This window comes from Gluconobacter sp. ESL1110 (assembly GCF_058107395.1).
This window is the reverse complement of the sequence record NZ_JBYLUK010000011.1, coordinates 294,392-311,613: the sequence shown is the minus strand read 5'-3', so window position 1 is coordinate 311,613 and position 17,222 is coordinate 294,392. Positions and strand designations below refer to the sequence as shown.

Sequence of the window (17,222 nt, the reverse complement as noted above, 5' to 3'; positions counted from 1 at the left end):
ACAGAACGAGATGATTAGTGACTGGCTTCTGAGGGAAGTTATGACGCAATTTCCGATCTGTCCTGTAACGTCAGAGTCGAGGAAGATATGTCGGTATCCGTCAGTCGCCCCATGCGCCACATGGGTACACGCCTTGTAGCGAAGTGTTCCATGGGAGCATGGCTACTTCTGGCAGCAACGCCGATTATTGTTGTTGTCTGCGCTATTCACGGCTGAGGCGCCCGTCGCCTCGCAGTTTATTTGCCTGACATGTCCTCCTGAGTGTGAAGGCATGAAAAAAGCCCACTTCCACGGAGAAGCGGGCTCTCTCTAAAAACAGAAATAGCTGAAGACGCTCAGGCGTCTCCGTTGTCCGGTACCATGATGCTGACAGCAGCCGTGGCCGCAATTCCTTCTTCACGGCCCGTGAAGCCCAGACGCTCGGATGTCGTGGCCTTCACGGAAATGCGGCTGACATTGACCTGAAGCAGTTCTGCCAGACGCTCCTGCATGGCCTGGGCATGCGGGCCGATCTTGGGGCGCTCGCAGATCAGCGTAATGTCTGCGTTCACGAGGAAGCCACCACGGGCGCGGATGCGCTCGCCAGCATGGATCAGGAAGCGGGCCGAATCCATGTCCTTCCACTCGTTGTCGGTCGGCGGGAAGTGACGGCCAATGTCACCCTCAGCCAGTGCGCCATAAATAGCATCACACAGCGTGTGGATGCCGACATCGGCGTCCGAATGACCAGCGAGGCCCTTTGTGTGCGGAATTTCAATCCCGCAGAGGATCAGCTTGCGGCCTTCCTCGAATGCGTGAACGTCGTAGCCAAGCCCGACGCGGGGCAGCAGGTTGCCGTCGATTACACCTTCAAGACGCATCAGATCCTCCGCAACTGTCAGTTTGATATTGTTGTCCGATCCCTGAACGATCGCGACCGGATGGCCGCCCTGCTCCAGCAGGGCGGCATCGTCGGTGCGGGCATCGCGCTGGGTGCGATGCAGATCGAGCAGGGTCGGGAAATGGAAGCCCTGCGGCGTCTGTGCGCGCCACAGGTTTTCGCGCGGGACCGTATCGATAATGATGCCGTCCCGGACTTTTTTGATGGTATCGCTGACCGCAACGGCGGGAATGACGCCTGCATGGGTCTTCAGCGCCTCAATGACGTTCTGAACCACTTCTGCCGGGACGCAGGGACGGGCGCCATCATGAACCAGCACAAGATCCGGTGGTTCCGGCAAGTTGGCGAGTGTTTCCAGCCCATTCCGCACGCTGTCGTGACGTTCCGCTCCGCCAGAAACGGGGGACAGAACATTCAGCCCGGCAAGGCTCTCAGCCAGCAGGGGGTCGTCTCCAACCGGCAGAAGCACATCCACATGTGGCAGGAGAGCTTCTGCAGCGCGGCGGATGACGGGTTTGCCCCGTAGCATCCGGAACTGCTTGCTGGAACCTTCACCCTCGGGTGAAGCGGCGGCAAATCGCCGACCACGACCGGCGGCGAGAAGAAGGGCGGCGATACGCATGGGCGCAGGAATGGGCCGTGGGGGGCTGAACGTCAAGCCCGCGCGTCAGGCCGCATCAGTGCAGAAGTCCCTCGCCATGGGGGCTGTCGAGGCTGAATGTGGGAATCTGCACGTCGAAACGCTGCCCGGAGACGGGTTCAAGCATATGATACGTGCCCCGCATGAAGCCACCCGGCGTCGTGAGCATGGCGCCTGACGTGTAGTCGAACTGGTCTTTCGCCGGAATGATAGGCTGTTCTCCCACCACTCCATCGCCATGAACGTGTTCAATACGCCCAAGGCCATCCACGATTTCCCAACTGCGGGAAATGAGTTGGAAGGTCTCCTTCCGGCCATTTTCGATGCAAATATGGTAGGCCCACGCAAAGCGGTGGTCTTCCGGATGGGATTGGTCGTCCAGCCAGAACGTCCGGACCGTGACGGTCACGTCGTCTGTTATCTGGCTGAAACGGGGCGCATTATCCATGGCTTCGGCCAGCGCCGTTTCCGGGTCCGACAGGAGGTGAGGGTGGGATGACTTGTCAGGCATGCGGCCATTCTAATGTCATCCCGCATTTTTGTCAGGAAACTTATTTTGCAGCGTGAGCCGCGGCAGCACCGGCCGTGACGTCTGCAATCAGGTCGGCTGCGTCTTCAAGCCCGACGGACAGACGGATCACGCCATCCGTAATGCCCAGACGTGCCCGTTCTTCTTCACTGACGCGCATATGGGTCGTCGTGGCCGGATGCGTCGCGAGGCTGCGGGCATCACCAAGGTTGTTGGAAATTGCAATCAGACCGAAAGCATTGAGGCAGGCAAAGGCCCCGGCCTTGCCGTTCTCGACTTCAAAGGCAACCAGAGAGCCACCATTGTTCATCTGCTTTTGGGCAAGGTCATGCTGCGGATGGTCGGTACGACCCGGATAACGGACGTTTACGACGCCCGGAAGTGCTGCCAGCGCATCGGCAACGGCAGCCGCATTGCGCGCCATGGCTTCGGTCCGAAGTTTGAGGGTTTCGAGGCCCTTGAGAAGCACCCAGGCATTAAACGGAGACAGGGCGTTACCTGTGTTGCGGGTGAACGGCTGGAGCGTCTCCTTGATCCATGTGTCGTTGCCCAGAACCGCACCGCCCAGAACACGTCCCTGACCGTCAATATGCTTGGTACAGGAATACAGTACAACATCTGCTCCCAGCTTGAGCGGGGACTGACCGATCGGGGAGGCGAAAACGTTGTCCACCATCAGCAGGGCACCCGCCTTGTGGGCAAGGTCCGCAATACGCTGGATATCGAGAACATCCAGCATCGGGTTGGACGGGCTTTCGATCAGAACGGCGGCGGTTGGGCGCGAAAGTGCCTTTTCCCAGGCGTCGTAATCGTCGCCGTCGACCAGTTCGGTCTCGATGCCGTAGCGCGGCAGAAGTACCGTGACGATCCAGTAGCAGGAGCCAAAGATCGCGCGAGAGGCAACGACGCGCTCACCGGTTTTGACATGCGCCAGCAGAGCTGAAGAGACGGCACCCATGCCTGTAGACGTGGCGATACAGGCGTCTGCACCTTCCAGAAGCGCAAGGCGTTCCTGAAGTGTGTCCACCGTCGGATTGCCGAAACGCGAATACTGGAAATGCTCGACATCGCCCGTGAAAGTGGCGGCAGCCTGTTCGGCGCTGTCATAAACGAAGCCGGATGTCAGAAAGAGCGCTTCGGACGTTTCACCGAATTCAGTGCGGTTCGGGGCGTCGTGCAGGAGACGCGTGGCTGTGCGCCAGTTTTCTGAAGACATAAGATCAGTCCCTCCAAAGGTTTTCACCGCTTAGGTGAAAAGCATGTGGCGGGCCGTGGAAGTCCTGGGGAAACCGTAGGTGGAAAACCGCAGGGCCTCTTTAGCGCAATTATTTATCCTCGCCGCAAGCCGGCCGCTCAAATCACGAGGGCCAAACGGTCTTTAGGGCCGCCTGACGGGCAAGACTATGAAACGAGGAGTGGTTTTGCGTCAACACCCCTCGGCATGGATTGCAGAGGGGCGGAGGGGAGGATATAAGCGACGACATTGCGGGTGTAGTTCAATGGTAGAACGGCAGCTTCCCAAGCTGCATACGAGGGTTCGATTCCCTTCACCCGCTCCAGATTTCCCTGAAAAATTGTCAGTTCGGTCCGTTCATCTTGGGCATGGGTGGTGCACTCAGCGTGTCCTGATATTCGTTGCCGTCCCAGATCCACTTGTCATTTTTGCCGACCAGCAGGTCATGCATGCCTTTATGGCGCGTCGGGAGAACGGAAATATCACCGTTCACTGAATCCAGAACGGTGTTCCAGCTATCGTTATGGCGCAGATAGACAGACGTCGTGCAGCCTGCAGAGCCGCAGAGACGGGCGGACTGAAGCTGTACGAACAGGGCTTCGTCATTTTTGCCAGACGACAGGGGCGCAGAGCCGACCAGCACAACCGGGTGGTCGTGATGCTTGGCGGCATCTTCCAAATCATCGGAATTCAGCTTGCGGGCATCGATATCAAGCTGTGTGCCAGGGTGGGCGGACAGAATGACGGGGGCTGGACCCGCTGCCGCAGCAGAAGAATGCTGCGTATGGTGCTTTGCCCGATGATGCGTTGTCGCGGCGCTTACCGTGGCGGCAATCGCGAGGGAGGAGACTGCCAGCAGCGCCAGATGGCGAGGCCGGGTGCGGGAAAGAATCTGCTGGATCGTCATAATATGATTCTTAACACGGAATTACGCCGGACGATCCATGACAGATTCCCAGCTTTGGAAGATTCGAACGTTATTCGTGCCGAAGCGTGATGACCAGAACGTCCCGATAGGCTGGTTCGTCAGGGTTTTGTGGTGTGACAGCCGTGACGCCGTGATAAACGCGATGATCATCCACAATGGCGGCGTCGAGCGGTTTGGTTAGGGTGAAAGACCCCAGAAGGTCTTTCTGGTTGTCATGAATGGTCGTGACGCCCTGCTCGACATTGTGCCGTCCGATCATCAGAACGAGAACCCAGTCAACGCCGTCACGGTGCATACCTTCTGGTGTCGGTCGGCCTTCGCTGTCAGGATTGGCCTCAATGCGGAACTGATGAACCTCCGTATGCCAGGTTTCTGGTTTTTCTTCCGGCGGTGTCAGAGCATCTGCGAGTCGGCTGATGGTCCGGATGGCCGCCAACATTGCGGGATGGGTGGCAATGCTATCTTCAATGGCGCCAAACCAGCGTTCAATCCCGCCATTCAGCAGGTTATGATCCCGACTCTGATAGTGAGGCTGGTGAGGCTTGCGGGTAATCAACCCATCGTTGACTGAGAATGTCGCATAACGCCGCCGCCGGTATCGACCGCCATCGGCCATGTAGAGATCAAGGCCAAGATCGTTCCAGCTTGAGGCAAACGTATCCCAGTCCGTCAGACCCTCATGTTCAAGCAGCGGACGCATTGTGTCCGCTTGCAGGAACTTGAAACCTTTTTCAGAAAGAATGGTCTCGACCCGCTGCACGGTCTGGTCGAAGGCTGAAGGCAGAGGTGTGTCGGTCATGTCTGCTCACTTGGTGATGCCATGCCCGACGCTCACATCTGTCGGGCAGTTCAGGCTCCGAGGTCTGGTTTGACGGGCGAGAGATGTTCCCGAACCGTCGTGGACGCTGTTTTTGCCAAGCCTACGATACCAGCCTGATGCTGGCGGTACAGTCCTTCATGGATCAGACGGGCAAAAAGACCGGAGAGCAAGCCACCGCCAAAGCTGCGGTTGGCATCCAGCATACCCCAGCCATTGTAATCACCAAGTGCCACGACAGCGCCGCGATCATTGTAAACGAACGGAGCAGGCGTCTGTCCGGCAATAACCTGTGGCAGTACACGACCGATATACTGACCCTGCTGACGGGCTGCCTGTGCTGTAGGAGCGACAGGAGCCGCATCGATGCGGGCACAGTCCCCAATAGCAAAAATCTTGGGGTCTTCGGTGGTCTGTAGGGTCTGGGTCACGCCAAGCTGTCCTGCACGACCACGCTCAAGTCCATCGAACAGTGTTGTTGCATCAGAAGCACGAACACCGGCTGCCCAGATGCGGAGCGTTGCAGGAATCTGCTCGCCCGATTTCAGATTAAAGCCGTTTTCATCGGCTCCAACGACCATCGCTCCCGTGCGAACGGAAATGCCCAGCTTTTCCAGTTGTGCCGCAGCGGCTTCGGAGACGGCTTCAGGAAATGCGGGAAGAATACGCGGGCCGGTTTCGATCAGAACCGCATCCAGTCCGTTCTTGCGAACAGAGACGCCCAAACCAGGGGCTTCATCAATGGCCTTGCAGAGCTCAGCAGCAAGCTGCACGCCTGTAGCGCCACCACCGACAATACCGAGGCTCAGTTTCTGACCGGCTGCGCGTGCCGTCTGAAGCGCCTTGCGGAACTCGGAATACAGCGTGTCCGCGTCATTGAGGCTGTCGATGAAACGGCAATGCTCGACAATTCCGGGAATACCAAAATCGTTGGCGCGCGATCCAAGGGCTACGACAAGATAATCGTATGGGAGAGTCGAGCCGTTCTCGAGCGTGACCGTTTGGGCTGTGCGATCAACGGCTGTGGGAACGCTCTGAATGAAGTTGAAACCGAATTTTGCGGCAGTTTCCGTAAAGGGAATGCAGTTGCCGTCATGCTGCATCGTGCCAGCTGCGAATTCATGCAGGGATGGCTTCCAGTAATGGACCGGGCTGCGATCAACGAGTGTCAGGGAAATGTTGCCGCGGCGACCAAGGGCCGTCGCGGCCTCCAGACCTCCGACTCCGCCACCGAGAACAACGACACGAGTTGCAGCAGACATGGACAGTTTCCTCTTACCGGGCGCCCGCCAATTGGGCCGATCACTGTGCTAACGGGAGCGGAAGGGCTGCACAAGCCCTGCTCCCGCTCTCGTGTTGAGCGTTTTAGCTGCGATAGGACCCGTTGATGTCGATGTAGCCATGCGTGAGGTCACAGGTCCACACGCGGGCCTGTCCGTCACCCAGTCCGAGATCGACAGTGATTTCGATGTCCTGACCCTTCATGTGGGCCACAACAGGGGCTTCGTCGTAGTTTTCGACAACGCCACCTTCACGCGCGATCCAGGTGCTGCCCATGGCGACAGAGAGGCGGTCCCGGTCTGCTGGTTCGCCGCTTTTGCCTACAGCCATCACCACGCGGCCCCAGTTTGCGTCTTCGCCAGCGATAGCCGTTTTGACCAGAGGCGAGTTAGCAATCGAGAGGGCGATGCGGTGGGCGGACACATCGGAATCAGCCCCTGTGACATCCACGCGGATCTGCTTCGTTGCGCCTTCGCCGTCACGGACGACGAGAATGGCAAGCTCCAGAAGCAGGTCGTTCAGGGCTTCGGTAAATTCGGCGAGAGCGGGATCGTGTGGGCCGGTCACAGGTTCGTTGTCTGCAAGACCCGTAGCGAACAACACCAGCATGTCGGATGTGGACGTATCCGAATCGACCGTGATGGCGTTGAAGCTCTTGGCGCAACCGGCTGACAGCAGGGATTGGAGAATGTTCTGCGGAATTTTGGCGTCGGTCGCGACGTAAGCCAGCATCGTGGCCATGTCTGGGGCGACCATGCCGGAGCCCTTGGCGATGCCCTGAAGGCGAACGGGTGTTCCGTTGATGGTCACGTCACGGCGGGCAGCCTTCGGGAAGGTGTCCGTCGTCATGATGGCGCGGGCAGCCTGTTCCCAGTTGTTCTCGTCCAGTCCAGCCTGAGCGGCGGGAAGGGCGTCAATAATGCGCTGCTGGGGAAGTTTCTCGCCAATAACGCCTGTTGAGGCGAGGAACACGTCCTGCGGCGGGCAGTCGAACATGGCGCTGACAGCATCAGCGCAGTCTTCGCAGGCCTGAATGCCTGCACGCCCGGTGAAGACATTGGCGTTTCCGGCGTTGACCAGAAGAGCGCGGGCGTAGGGGGTTGTCTGGGCCTGACGGCACCACAGGATGGGGGCGCCAGGGCAGGCGTTACGTGTGTAAACACCTGCGACAACTGTGCCGGGGGCAAATTCCGCCAGCATCAGGTCCGTTCGGCCCTGATAGCGGACGCCCGCGGCAACGGCGGAAAGCCGTACGCCGGCAACCGTTGAAAGGTCCGGAAGGGGACGGGACAGCGGAGACACAGCGATCGGCTTTCCCATGGTCTTACTTCTTGGCTGGAACTGCAGCCGGGGCATCAGCGACCGGCTTGCCCTGTGCGTCGAAGTGAACAACCTTCACCTGAGATTCAGCCTGCTGAACGATCTGGCGAACCTTGTCACGGATCAGTTCCTGACGAACCTGATCGTGGATCTGGTCGAAGCTCGGGATCGGAGCGGTCCGCGTGCCCAGAACCTGGATCACATGGTAGCCGTACTGCGTGTGCACCGGCGTCTGGGAGATCGTGTTCGGCTTCATGGCGAACGCGGCCTCAGAGAAAGCCGGCAGCATGTCACCCTTCTTGAACCAGCCAAGATCGCCACCGTTTGCACCAGCGGAACCCTTGTCCTTGGACAACTGGCCAGCAAGCTTCGCGAAGTCAGCACCCTTGTTGAGCTGGGCAATGATGTCCTTGGCCTGTGCTTCCGTCTCCACGAGGATGTGGCGAGCATGAACTTCCTGCTCAGGCTTCTGGTTGGCGTAGTGCGTCTGGTAGTAGTCGTGCAGAGCCGCATCGGTCACGAGTGGAGCGACCTTCTCTTCCAGATAGGCATTCTGCAGGGCGCTGTTGGCAGCGTTCTGCATGGCAGCCTTGACTTCCGGCTTGTTGGTCAGACCTTCCTTGCCAGCAGCGATCTGGATCGCCTTCTGATCGACGAGCTGGTTGACCAGCAGCGGGATCAGCATGGACGGCTGAAGCTGACGGGCCTGCGGCGGCAGGTTGCCAGCAGCCTGCTGAACATCACCGAGGGTAATCTTTTCGCCATTGACGGTCGCGATCACCATGTCTGGCTTCGGAGCAGGTGCAGCGGCCGGTGCTGGAGCAGCAGCCGGGGCAGCAGGAGCCGCGAAAGCGAGAGGAGCTGAAACCGACGTGCCAGCCAGAAGTGCTGCACAGGCGAGAGTGGAGCGGGAAAGCCGCATGAAAATACCTCGGACCATAAAGAAGGAGGAAAACGAATGGGCAGCACCATGACAAAGCGCGCTCAACCCTGCAAGAGCACGGCCCCTTACCATTCCGTCACACTCCGGAAATGGGCATTTTAGTGGACCTCCCGGGTGCCTCTCCATTGACCCGTGGGCACGCGGGTCCTATCTCCACGTGACGTGAAAATCGTGATTGCCCGGTTTGGGAGGTCTTTCCGCTGGTGGAAAGAGCTTCTGATCGGGTGCTCGGCATCTCAAGGTTCAGCATGTTCGCACGCCTCGCACGCGCCCTCTTCGGTTCCGCCAATGATCGTTCGCTCAAGGCGTATCAGCGCCGTGTGCCCGAGATCAACGCTCTGGAGCCCACAGTTCAGGCGCTCAGTGACGAGCAGCTTCAGCATAAGACGGTAGAGTTCAAAGAACGCGTCGCCAAAGGCGAAACTCTGGATGCGATGCTGCCGGAAGCTTTTGCTGTCTGCCGTGAAGCGTCGAAGCGTGTGCTGGGTAAGCGCCATTTCGATGTGCAGCTGATCGGTGCAATGGTTCTGCATGACGGTCGGATTGCTGAAATGCGGACTGGCGAGGGTAAAACCCTTGTCGCCACGCTGGCCGTTTACCTGAACGCGCTGTCCGGCAAGGGCGTGCATGTCGTGACGGTGAACGACTACCTGGCCCGTCGTGATGCTGAGGAAATGTCGGTCCTTTACAGCTTTCTTGGTCTGACGACAGGCGTGATTATCCCCAATCTGGCGGATGAAGAGCGTCGTGAAGCCTATGCCTCAGATATTACCTATGGAACGAACAACGAGTTCGGCTTCGACTATCTGCGCGACAATATGAAATATTCGCTCGCCGACATGGTGCAGCGTCCGTTCAACCACGCAATCGTGGATGAAGTGGACAGCATCCTGATCGACGAAGCCCGGACACCGCTGATCATTTCCGGCCCCGCCGACGACAGTTCAGAGCTTTACCGGACGGTTGACGCGGTCGTGGCGAAGCTGGTGCTGGAACCCGAGACCTTCGACAAGGACGAGAAGCAGCGCAGCGTGACGCTGACCGAGGCTGGCTCGCACCGGATTGAAGAGCTTCTGAATGAAGCCGGGGTTCTGCAGGAAGGCGGTCTGTACGACATCCATAACGTGGCTGTAGTGCATCACGTTCAGCAATCCCTGCGAGCTTATACGCTGTTCACGCGGGACGTTGATTACATCGTCCGTGATGGCAAGGTGATCATCATTGATGAATTCACTGGCCGTATGATGGATGGCCGTCGTTATTCGGATGGTCTGCATCAGGCACTGGAAGCGAAAGAGCACGTCGAGATCCAGCAGGAAAACCAGACGCTCGCATCCATCACGTTCCAAAACTACTTCCGTCTGTATCCGAAGCTGTCCGGTATGACCGGTACGGCCATGACCGAGGCTGATGAGTTTGCGGAAATCTACAATCTGACGGTTGTGGAAATCCCGACGAACCGTCAGGTGAAGCGGATCGACACGGATGATGAAGTTTATTTGACGGCTGGCGAGAAGTTCAATGCCGTTGCCGATCTGATTCAGGAAGTCAGTGCGAAGGGACAGCCGATCCTGGTGGGCACGACGTCCATCGAGAAGAGTGAATACCTTTCCAGCATCCTGACCGGACGCGGCATCAAGCATAACGTGCTCAATGCCCGGCATCATGAAAAAGAAGCCAGCATCATTGCGCAGGCTGGTGCCCCGGGTGCCATCACGATCGCCACGAACATGGCTGGTCGCGGTACGGACATCAAACTCGGTGGCAATATCGAGATGCTCATCCATGCCTATACGGATGGTATCGAGGATGAAGCCGAGCGCGAGCGTATTGCCGAAGAAATCCGCAAGACGGTTGAAGTCAACCATGGCGCGGTTCATGAATCCGGTGGTCTGTATGTCATCGGGACGGAGCGTCATGAGAGCCGTCGTGTTGATAACCAGCTGCGTGGCCGTTCGGGACGTCAAGGCGATCCGGGTAATTCCCGTTTCTTCCTGTCACTTGAAGACGACCTGATCCGCATTTTCTCTGGCGACCGTATGGGCGCGATGATGCAGAAGATGGGTCTGAAAGAAGGGGAGGCGATTGTTCACCCGTGGCTGAACAAGGCCGTCGAGAAGGCTCAGAAGCGCGTTGAAGCCCGCAACTTCGACATGCGTAAGAACACGCTGAAATACGACGACGTCATGAATGACCAGCGCAAGGAAGTTTATTCCCAGCGCAAGGAATACATGTCGTCTGAAGATCTGTCTGGTGTGATCGCGGAGCTGCGTTTGCACACCATTGAGGATCTGGTTCATGCCCATATCCCCGAGAAATCTTTTGCCGAAGCGTGGGATACAGCGGGCCTTTCCAAGAGCGTGACTGATATTCTGAACCTCGATCTTCCGATTGCCGAATGGGCAAAGGAAGATGGCATGGATGCAGAAGGCGTGATCGAGCGTGTGGAAGCTGAAGCCCAGAAGGCTCAGGCAGCCCGCACGGCGAACATGGGTCCTGAACTCATGCGCATGATTGAGAAACAGGTTGTGCTCACGACGTTCGATGCCGTGTGGAAAGAGCATCTGCATGGACTGGACCAGCTTCGTCAGGGCATTGGCCTGCGTGCTTATGGTCAGCGTGATCCGCTGAACGAGTACAAGCAGGAAGCCTTCCAGATGTTTACGGCTATGCTGGATGACATGCGGATGCGCGTGACGCAGACCATGTGCCGCATTCAGGCTGTGAGTGAGCCGCCGCCTTATCCGGTTGTGGATACATCCGCCCAGCATGAGACGTTCGAGGCTCCTCCGATGGCTCCCGCGCTCGAACAGGCTTCGCAGCCGGTTATGAGCTTTGCCGCGCCTCAGCCGCAGTTTGCAGCGCAGGGTTCAGTAGAAGAGCCAGATGCAGCCACGCTTCAGCGGTGGTATGAAGAGACGCCGCGCAATGCGCTTTGCCCGTGTGGATCGGGCCAGAAGTTCAAACACTGTCATGGCAGGCTCGCCTGAGCCTCTGACACCCGTAGAGGAAGGAGCGACCGATGGCCGGTCATTCGCAATTTAAGAACATCATGCATCGCAAGGGCGCGCAGGACGCCAAACGCGCCAAGCAGTTTGCCAAGATCCTGCGCGAAATCACGGTTGCTGCGCGGTCCGGTCTTCCCGATCCGGCATCGAACCCGCGCCTGCGTGCTGCTATTACGGCAGCGCGTGAAGCAAACATGCCTAAGGACAACGTCGAGCGCGCCATCAAGAAGGCCTCCGGTGCTGCTGGCGGGGAAGACTATGTGGAAGTCCGCTATGAGGGCTACGGCCCGGCTGGCGTGGCAATCATTGTCGAAGGCCTGACCGACAACCGGAACCGTACGGCTGGTGAAGTCCGCGCTGCATTTTCCAAGCATGGCGGCTCACTGGGTGAATCGAACTCGGTGTCCTTCATGTTCCAGCGTCTGGGTGTCGTGACCTATCCGGTCGATGCTGCGTCCGAAGACGAGATGCTCGAAGCCGCCATTGAAGCTGGTGCTGACAATGCTGTGCTGACTGAGGAAGGTCACGAGATCACCTGCGAGATGGAAAATTTCTTCGCGGTTCGTGACGCCCTTGAAAGCCGCTTTGGCGAGCCGCAGTCCGCAAAGCTGGACTGGCGCCCGGAAAACAGCGTTTCGCTGGATGAGGAAAAGGCCCGGACGGTTCTGAAGCTGATCGACGTTCTGGAAGACAACGACGATATTCAGGCTGTTTATGCCAACTTCGACCTTCCGGATGACGTGGCTCAGGCGCTCGCCGCTTGATCCGTCTGATGGGCATAGACCCCGGCCTGCGTTTCATGGGCTGGGGGATTATTGATGTGGATGGCAACCGCCTGAAGCATGTGGCTTCCGGTGTAATCGCAACGGATGGCCAGGAATCGGTTCCCCTGCGGCTCTGTGAGCTGCATGGGAAGCTCCAGACTCTGATCCGTGAGTATGCTCCCGCCGAAGCTGCGGTTGAGGAAACTTACGTGAACCGCAACGGCTCCTCCACGCTCAAGCTTGGTTATGCTCGGGGTGTGGCGCTTCTAACACCTGCATATGAAGGGCTGCCCGTCGCGGAATACGGGGCCATGATGGTCAAGAAATCCGTGGTCGGCACCGGGGCGGCGACGAAAGAGCAGGTCACGATGATGGTGAAGCGTCTGCTACCCGGCGTGGCTATTCATAAAGCAGATGCCTCCGATGCTCTGGCCGTGGCGATCTGCCACGCGCATCATCGAGCCAGTGCGGCGCATGTGGCTCTTGGGAAGCGAATGGCATGATCGGACAATTGACGGGTCTTGTCGGGCAGATTGAAGGCGAGCGCTGCATCGTGGACGTCAATGGCGTCGGCTATGTGGTGTCGGCCTCGACGCGCACGTTGGGAAATGTTCCGCATCCACCGGAAGTTGCACGTCTTCTGATTGAAACAGTCGTTCGGGAAGATGCGATTCTGCTGTACGGGTTTGGGACCGCTGATGAGCGCGAGTGGTTCCGTCTGCTGACGACGGTTCAGGGCGTGGGCGCCAAGGTTGCCTTGGCCATTTTGTCGGCCAACTCGCCGGGTGAAATTCTGCTGGCCATCAATGCTGGAGACCGGGGGGCTTTGACGCGGGCAGCTGGTGTCGGCCCGCGCCTTGCAGACCGTATTCTGAGTGAACTGCGCAACAAGGTTGCCAAGATGCCGGGTGGCGGGGCTACTGCCCCGATGCCAGGGATCGTGACCGGACCAAGCGTTGAAAATGATGCACTTCTGGCGCTGGCGGGTCTCGGCTTCCGTCGGGCAGAAGCGTGGCCGGTGCTGAGTCGTGTTCTGGCTGAAAACGAGAATGCCAGCCTTGATCTGGCTATCCGTCTTTGCCTGAAGGAACTGGCCCGATGAGCGAATTTCGGGAAACGGACCCGGCTCGTCTGCCGGAAGACATTGCGGAAAGTGGCCTCAGGCCGGAGAGCCTTGCCGATTTTACGGGGCAGAAAGCCAGCCGCGAAAATCTTGCCATCTTTATCGAGGCCGCGAAGGCTCGTGGCGAAGCTCTGGATCATGTCCTGCTGCATGGCCCTCCGGGTCTGGGTAAGACAACGCTGGCACAGATTGTGTCCCGTGAGTTGGGTGTCGGTTTCCGGGCAACGTCCGGGCCGGTCATTCAGCGGGCAGGGGATCTGGCGGCGATCCTGACGAATCTTCAGCCACGCGATGTGCTGTTCATTGACGAAATTCACCGTCTTCAGCCTGCGATTGAGGAAATTCTCTATCCCGCGATGGAGGATTTCCAGCTTGATCTGATTATCGGGGAAGGGCCAGCGGCTCGATCTGTCCGGATTGATCTTGCGCCGTTCACGCTTGTTGCAGCGACGACGCGTGCCGGTCTGTTGGCCACGCCTTTGCGGGATCGTTTCGGCATTCCCCTGCGGCTTGTTTTTTATACGCCGGATGAATTGCGGGCCATTGTGTCCCGTGGAGCGACCAAGCTTGGCGTGCATCTAAATGACGATGGTGCGGAAGAAATCGCACGTCGTTCCCGTGGAACGCCGCGTATTGCCGGGCGTCTTCTGCGCCGGGTGCGCGATTTTGCACTGGTGGCGAAGAAACCGATCATTGATCGTGCCACGGCGGATGCGGCGCTGTCGCGTCTTGAGGTTGATGAGCGCGGTCTGGATGCGATGGACCGGCGCTATCTGCTGCGGATTGCGGAACACCATCATGGCGGCCCGGTGGGTGTTGAAACGCTCGCAGCCGGTCTGGCGGAAGCTCGTGATACGCTGGAAGATGTCATTGAGCCTTACCTGATCCAGGAAGGCATGGTGCTTCGGACGGCACGCGGTCGCATGCTGGGTGAAGCGGGGTGGCGCCATCTGGGGCTGAACCCGCCAGCGAGCCAGGTAGATCTCCTTTCTGCGCTCGATGACGATACGACGGCCTGAAGCCGGGCACATGAGCGGAGGATCTGATGGCAACGCATAAAATCCGGTTCCGGGTTTATTATGAAGACACGGATGCCGGGGGGATTGTCTATCACGCGCGCTATCTCGGCTTTGCCGAACGTGCACGCAGCGAGGCCATGCGGGATGCGGATGCGTCCGTCACGGAACTTCTGAATGATTTCGGTCTGGCCTTCGTCGTCCGACAGGCCAGCATCCGGTATCGCTCCCCGTTGCGACTCGATGATGAAATGGAAATCGAGACTGCGCTGGAGGCCATGACGCCGACACGGCTGAAACTTCAGCAGACGGTGCGGAATTTCTCAAAGGGTAACGAAACCGCCGTTGTCATTGATGTGGAACTGGCGTGCCTTTCTGCAGAAACAATGAAACCTGCCAAAATTCCGCCTCGCTGGTGTGATGCTGTTCGAAAACTCGAGGCTGGAGAGGTCTGACCCACTTTCCTGTTTCCTCACGAAGTGCAATGGAGAGACCTGACCCGTAAGGGACAGGATCTGGACAGGAGAGAACAGTGGATCATGAGGTAAGTTCGAGTGCGCTTGGGGCGGTCGGTGCGGCCGGTCTGTCGCCTCTGGACCTGTTCCTGCACGCGTCCATCGTCGTAAAGCTGGTCATGATCGGGCTCGTCCTGTGCAGTGCAGGCGTGTGGGCGATCATCGCGGAAAAAATCATTCTGATGCGTCGCGTGAATCGTGAAGCAACGGAATTTGAAGACCGTTTCTGGTCCGGCGGTTCGCTGGACGACCTCTACGAATCCGATGGTGCCCGCCCGACGCACCCGATGGCCGCCGTGTTTGGGGCTGCCATGGGCGAATGGCGTCGTTCAGCACGGATCGTTGGGATTGATCTGGCGCGCGGTGGCGTGCGGGACCGTATCGACCGTGCCATCAATATTACCGTTTCCCGTGAGAATGACCGTCTTGGTCGTCGCCTGATCTTTCTGGCAACGATTGGCCCGGTAGCCCCGTTTGTGGGTCTATTCGGTACGGTCTGGGGTATCATGCATGCGTTCGGCTCGATCGCTGCCATGCACAACACCAATCTTTCCGTCGTGGCTCCGGGTATTTCCGAAGCTCTGTTCGCAACGGCCATCGGCCTTGTGACGGCTATTCCCGCCTATGTTGCCTATAACGTTCTCAGCAACTCCGTAGACAAATTCGCGGACCGTATGGAGGCTTTCGGAACCGAATTCGCCGCCATCCTGTCCCGCCAGTCCGAAGAGCGTGCGGACGAGACGACCAGCGGGAAGGCCTGATCCATGGGGATGTCCGCTGGAGGAGGAGGGCGCGCAGGGGGCCGTCGTCGGCGTCCGGCATCCGAGATCAACGTCACACCGCTGGTGGACGTCATGCTGGTGCTGCTCATCATTTTTATGGTGACGGCGCCGATGATGACCAGTGGCGTCAATGTCGATCTGCCCAAAACGGATGCCAGCCCGGTCAATGCGGATACGAAGCCGATCACGGTTTCGCTGCGCAATGACGGTTCGCTGTATCTGGGCGAAGACCCGATCACGCCGGAACAGCTTGTGGACCAGCTCAAGGTCCAGTCCCAGAATGATCCGAACCATCGGATCTTCGTTCGTGCCGATGCGCATATCGACTATGGCCGCGTGATGCAGGTCATGGGTCAGATCACGTCTGGCGGCTTTACGCATGTGGCGCTGCTCGCTCAGCAGCCTCAGAGCGGCCAGTAAAGGACTTCGCCAGTGGTGCGTCCACGTCGTTCGGACAGGCGTCGCTTTCGCAACGCGCTGCTGGGTTCGGTTGGTGTCCATGCGGCACTGATCCTGTACCTGGTGGTGCGGATCCCGTTCGAGAAACCTCCTGAGCCGCCGGAACCTCCGGCGGTGCAGATGGAGTTCGAGGAGGCTGGTCCTCCCACTCATCCTATCAAGGCTGACCATCCGGCTCCCAAGCCGGCGCCTGCGCCTGCGCCCGTGAAGAACGAGGCTCCTCCGTCCCCGACGCCTCCTCTGAAGGCGCCGACAGAAGAACCACCTCCGCCTCCACCACCGCCGCAGCCGGTTCCGCCAGCGCCTGAGACCAAGCCTCAGCCTCTGCCGCCGACGAAGCTTCCGCCCAAGATCACGGAGCCGTCGCCAGAGCCTGTACCCGCGTCTCCGCCGAAGCCATCTCCGCCGACCAAGTCGACGATGGTAGCCCCGCCGAGCCCGCAGACGCAGAAGGCTGACAAGCTTCCGGATACGCCGAAGTTCTCGCATATGACCCAGCCGAATGCGTCCAAGAATACGCAGGCGGACAGTCATTCCCTGCTGGCAACGCTGGACAGCTTCCGGTCTGACCAGAAGCAGACGCATGCGCCCAAGGCGAAAGCCAATCCGCCGCAGGGTGGTGCGCCGGATGGCGGTGGTGTTCCCAACGGGGATATTACCAAGTCCCTGTCCATGGCCGATCAGAAAGCGATCGGTGGTTCCGTGCGTCGTTGCTACACGGAAGACACGGAAGCGCGGAACTATGCGAGCTTTGTTGCGCATCTGATTGTGACGGTGGATGCAACGGGTGAGGCACGTCTTGTGAAGTATGCTCCAGACACAGCAGCGAAGATGGCGTCAGACCCATCCTATCGTGTGCTGGCGGAGCGTGCGCGCGATGCAGTGCTGAGCCCGACCTGTGCCCATCTGCCCATTCCTTCCAACCTGCTAGGCCAGACGCATCAGCTGCGTTTTGTCTTCAGGCCGTAACCCTAGAGGAATCA

Annotated in this window: 18 protein-coding genes, 1 tRNA gene and 1 riboswitch; of the genes, 11 read left to right on the top strand and 8 right to left on the bottom strand. The window is 58.8% G+C overall.

Going from position 1 to position 17,222, the window contains the following annotated elements; translation table 11 throughout:
- Positions 1-87 precede the first annotated feature (87 nt).
- Positions 88-216, top strand: coding sequence for a hypothetical protein (locus AC3B6F_RS14655; RefSeq protein WP_015072348.1), 129 nt, complete (start codon positions 88-90; stop codon positions 214-216).
- Positions 217-335: 119 nt separating this feature from the next.
- Here the strand turns inward: AC3B6F_RS14655 and AC3B6F_RS14650 are convergent, their stop codons facing one another.
- The 3 genes from AC3B6F_RS14650 to metZ are packed head-to-tail and all read right to left on the bottom strand — an operon-like array spanning position 336 to position 3,265.
- Positions 336-1,502 (bottom strand): bifunctional 2-C-methyl-D-erythritol 4-phosphate cytidylyltransferase/2-C-methyl-D-erythritol 2,4-cyclodiphosphate synthase, encoded by a 1,167-nt coding sequence (locus tag AC3B6F_RS14650; RefSeq protein WP_489824979.1) that lies wholly within the window; start codon positions 1,500-1,502, stop codon positions 336-338.
- A 55-nt stretch (positions 1,503-1,557) separates the two neighbouring features.
- Positions 1,558-2,031: a Co2+/Mg2+ efflux protein ApaG gene (apaG, locus tag AC3B6F_RS14645; RefSeq protein ID WP_010501050.1), complete on the bottom strand. Its 474-nt coding sequence runs from the start codon at positions 2,029-2,031 to the stop codon at positions 1,558-1,560.
- Positions 2,032-2,071: 40 nt separating this feature from the next.
- Entirely contained in the window at positions 2,072-3,265 is a 1,194-nt protein-coding gene (gene metZ, locus AC3B6F_RS14640) for an O-succinylhomoserine sulfhydrylase (protein WP_489824905.1), read from the bottom strand.
- Positions 3,266-3,344: 79 nt separating this feature from the next.
- Positions 3,345-3,424, bottom strand: a riboswitch (SAM riboswitch).
- Positions 3,425-3,534: 110 nt separating this feature from the next.
- Here metZ and AC3B6F_RS14635 point away from each other — a divergent pair.
- Positions 3,535-3,608: transfer RNA gene (locus AC3B6F_RS14635), tRNA-Gly, on the top strand.
- Between the two features lie 18 nt (positions 3,609-3,626).
- On the opposite strand, the gene AC3B6F_RS14630 is transcribed toward AC3B6F_RS14635, so the two are convergent.
- From AC3B6F_RS14630 to AC3B6F_RS14610, 5 genes are all read right to left on the bottom strand, one after another.
- Positions 3,627-4,190 (bottom strand): hypothetical protein, encoded by a 564-nt coding sequence (locus tag AC3B6F_RS14630; RefSeq protein WP_062024443.1) that lies wholly within the window; start codon positions 4,188-4,190, stop codon positions 3,627-3,629.
- Positions 4,191-4,260: 70 nt separating this feature from the next.
- On the bottom strand, positions 4,261-5,010 hold the full coding sequence (locus AC3B6F_RS14625) for a 2OG-Fe dioxygenase family protein (protein ID WP_489824904.1): 750 nt from the start codon (positions 5,008-5,010) through the stop codon (positions 4,261-4,263).
- A 50-nt stretch (positions 5,011-5,060) separates the two neighbouring features.
- Positions 5,061-6,290, bottom strand: coding sequence for an NAD(P)/FAD-dependent oxidoreductase (locus tag AC3B6F_RS14620; RefSeq protein WP_489824903.1), 1,230 nt, complete (start codon positions 6,288-6,290; stop codon positions 5,061-5,063).
- A gap of 103 nt (positions 6,291-6,393) precedes the next feature.
- Positions 6,394-7,629: a bifunctional glutamate N-acetyltransferase/amino-acid acetyltransferase ArgJ gene (argJ, locus tag AC3B6F_RS14615; RefSeq protein ID WP_489824902.1), complete on the bottom strand. Its 1,236-nt coding sequence runs from the start codon at positions 7,627-7,629 to the stop codon at positions 6,394-6,396.
- 4 nt (positions 7,630-7,633) lie between these two features.
- On the bottom strand, positions 7,634-8,644 hold the full coding sequence (locus AC3B6F_RS14610; RefSeq protein ID WP_489824901.1) for a peptidylprolyl isomerase: 1,011 nt from the start codon (positions 8,642-8,644) through the stop codon (positions 7,634-7,636).
- A 176-nt stretch (positions 8,645-8,820) separates the two neighbouring features.
- On the opposite strand from AC3B6F_RS14610, the gene secA reads away from it, so the two are divergent.
- The 9 genes from secA (at position 8,821) to AC3B6F_RS14565 (ending at position 17,208) form a co-directional block, all read left to right on the top strand.
- Positions 8,821-11,562, top strand: coding sequence for a preprotein translocase subunit SecA (gene secA, locus AC3B6F_RS14605; RefSeq protein WP_489824900.1), 2,742 nt, complete (start codon positions 8,821-8,823; stop codon positions 11,560-11,562).
- Positions 11,563-11,594: 32 nt separating this feature from the next.
- Positions 11,595-12,344: a YebC/PmpR family DNA-binding transcriptional regulator gene (locus AC3B6F_RS14600; RefSeq protein WP_489824899.1), complete on the top strand. Its 750-nt coding sequence runs from the start codon at positions 11,595-11,597 to the stop codon at positions 12,342-12,344.
- The gene (gene ruvC, locus AC3B6F_RS14595) at positions 12,341-12,847 is read left to right on the top strand and encodes a crossover junction endodeoxyribonuclease RuvC (protein ID WP_426065798.1); all 507 of its coding nucleotides are present in this window, start codon (positions 12,341-12,343) and stop codon (positions 12,845-12,847) included. Before AC3B6F_RS14600 ends, ruvC begins: the two co-directional genes overlap by 4 nt.
- Positions 12,844-13,446 carry a Holliday junction branch migration protein RuvA gene (gene ruvA / locus AC3B6F_RS14590; RefSeq protein ID WP_489824898.1) on the top strand — a complete coding sequence of 201 codons (603 nt, stop codon included), beginning with the start codon at positions 12,844-12,846 and terminating at the stop codon, positions 13,444-13,446. Before ruvC ends, ruvA begins: the two co-directional genes overlap by 4 nt.
- Complete coding sequence (ruvB, locus tag AC3B6F_RS14585; protein ID WP_489824897.1) at positions 13,443-14,486, top strand: Holliday junction branch migration DNA helicase RuvB; 1,044 nt, start codon at positions 13,443-13,445, stop codon at positions 14,484-14,486. Before ruvA ends, ruvB begins: the two co-directional genes overlap by 4 nt.
- A gap of 26 nt (positions 14,487-14,512) precedes the next feature.
- Positions 14,513-14,938 carry a tol-pal system-associated acyl-CoA thioesterase gene (gene ybgC, locus AC3B6F_RS14580; RefSeq protein WP_007282571.1) on the top strand — a complete coding sequence of 142 codons (426 nt, stop codon included), beginning with the start codon at positions 14,513-14,515 and terminating at the stop codon, positions 14,936-14,938.
- A 77-nt stretch (positions 14,939-15,015) separates the two neighbouring features.
- Positions 15,016-15,759, top strand: a complete 744-nt coding sequence (gene tolQ, locus AC3B6F_RS14575; protein ID WP_023944898.1) for a protein TolQ — start codon at positions 15,016-15,018, stop codon at positions 15,757-15,759.
- Between the two features lie 3 nt (positions 15,760-15,762).
- The gene (gene tolR / locus AC3B6F_RS14570; RefSeq protein ID WP_010501072.1) at positions 15,763-16,200 is read left to right on the top strand and encodes a protein TolR; all 438 of its coding nucleotides are present in this window, start codon (positions 15,763-15,765) and stop codon (positions 16,198-16,200) included.
- A gap of 12 nt (positions 16,201-16,212) precedes the next feature.
- Positions 16,213-17,208 carry a hypothetical protein gene (locus AC3B6F_RS14565; RefSeq protein WP_023944900.1) on the top strand — a complete coding sequence of 332 codons (996 nt, stop codon included), beginning with the start codon at positions 16,213-16,215 and terminating at the stop codon, positions 17,206-17,208.
- Positions 17,209-17,222 lie beyond the last annotated feature (14 nt).

Coding starts and splice junctions, on each gene's coding strand:
- AC3B6F_RS14620 (WP_489824903.1), bottom strand. CDS start 6,290: ATGTCTGCTGCAACTCGTGTCGTTGTTCTCGGTGGCGGAGTCGGAGGT.
- ybgC (WP_007282571.1), top strand. CDS start 14,513: ATGGCAACGCATAAAATCCGGTTCCGGGTTTATTATGAAGACACGGAT.
- metZ (WP_489824905.1), bottom strand. CDS start 3,265: ATGTCTTCAGAAAACTGGCGCACAGCCACGCGTCTCCTGCACGACGCC.
- AC3B6F_RS14610 (WP_489824901.1), bottom strand. CDS start 8,644: ATGGTAAGGGGCCGTGCTCTTGCAGGGTTGAGCGCGCTTTGTCATGGT.
- ruvA (WP_489824898.1), top strand. CDS start 12,844: ATGATCGGACAATTGACGGGTCTTGTCGGGCAGATTGAAGGCGAGCGC.
- secA (WP_489824900.1), top strand. CDS start 8,821: ATGTTCGCACGCCTCGCACGCGCCCTCTTCGGTTCCGCCAATGATCGT.
- AC3B6F_RS14630 (WP_062024443.1), bottom strand. CDS start 4,190: ATGACGATCCAGCAGATTCTTTCCCGCACCCGGCCTCGCCATCTGGCG.
- ruvB (WP_489824897.1), top strand. CDS start 13,443: ATGAGCGAATTTCGGGAAACGGACCCGGCTCGTCTGCCGGAAGACATT.
- argJ (WP_489824902.1), bottom strand. CDS start 7,629: ATGGGAAAGCCGATCGCTGTGTCTCCGCTGTCCCGTCCCCTTCCGGAC.
- AC3B6F_RS14625 (WP_489824904.1), bottom strand. CDS start 5,010: ATGACCGACACACCTCTGCCTTCAGCCTTCGACCAGACCGTGCAGCGG.
- apaG (WP_010501050.1), bottom strand. CDS start 2,031: ATGCCTGACAAGTCATCCCACCCTCACCTCCTGTCGGACCCGGAAACG.
- AC3B6F_RS14600 (WP_489824899.1), top strand. CDS start 11,595: ATGGCCGGTCATTCGCAATTTAAGAACATCATGCATCGCAAGGGCGCG.
- AC3B6F_RS14655 (WP_015072348.1), top strand. CDS start 88: ATGTCGGTATCCGTCAGTCGCCCCATGCGCCACATGGGTACACGCCTT.
- AC3B6F_RS14650 (WP_489824979.1), bottom strand. CDS start 1,502: ATGCGTATCGCCGCCCTTCTTCTCGCCGCCGGTCGTGGTCGGCGATTT.
- tolR (WP_010501072.1), top strand. CDS start 15,763: ATGGGGATGTCCGCTGGAGGAGGAGGGCGCGCAGGGGGCCGTCGTCGG.